The organism is Mesorhizobium amorphae (assembly GCF_014843845.1).
In the GTDB taxonomy this organism is placed as follows: Bacteria; Pseudomonadota; Alphaproteobacteria; order Rhizobiales; family Rhizobiaceae; genus Mesorhizobium; species Mesorhizobium amorphae_A.
In genome coordinates, this window is record NZ_JHQS01000083.1 from 1 (window position 1) to 466 (window position 466).

Sequence of the window (466 nt, forward strand, 5' to 3'; positions counted from 1 at the left end):
TCCTCCAGGAGTGCAGCAGTTGTATCGACTGCTTGAAGAATTTCCGGATCGAGATCAAACGCTCCCCATTTGGTTCGCGCGACTCCGACCCGGAGAGTGCCGGTGGGTCGAGATAGCTCGTCGACATAAGGGCGGCTCGGCTGGACGATGATAAATGGATCGCCGGGATGGGGACCGGAAAAGACGTCCAATGCGGCGGCCATGTCGCGCACCGTCCGACACAGGACAAACGTTCGGTTACGGCCAAAGGATGCGTCTTGGTCGTTCGGCCCGCCAGAGACGCGCCCACGCGATGGCATAAACCCGACAAGCCCGCACCAGGCCGCCGGAATGCGAATTGACCCGCCGCCGTCGCTGCCATGTGCAATAGGAGTGATGCCCGCCGCCACTGCCGCGGCAGCTCCCGAGGACGAGCCCCCTGCGGAGCGCTCCAAATTCCATGGATTGCCGGTGATGCCATTGAGAA

Annotated in this window: 1 protein-coding gene; it reads right to left on the minus strand. The window is 62.2% G+C overall.

The window, feature by feature from the left end; all coding sequences use genetic code 11:
* Positions 1 to 434: amidase family protein (locus DH08_RS30085; RefSeq protein WP_246801054.1), on the minus strand; the 434-nt coding region annotated here is incomplete at its 3' end.
* Between the last annotated feature and the right edge of the window lie 32 nt (positions 435 to 466).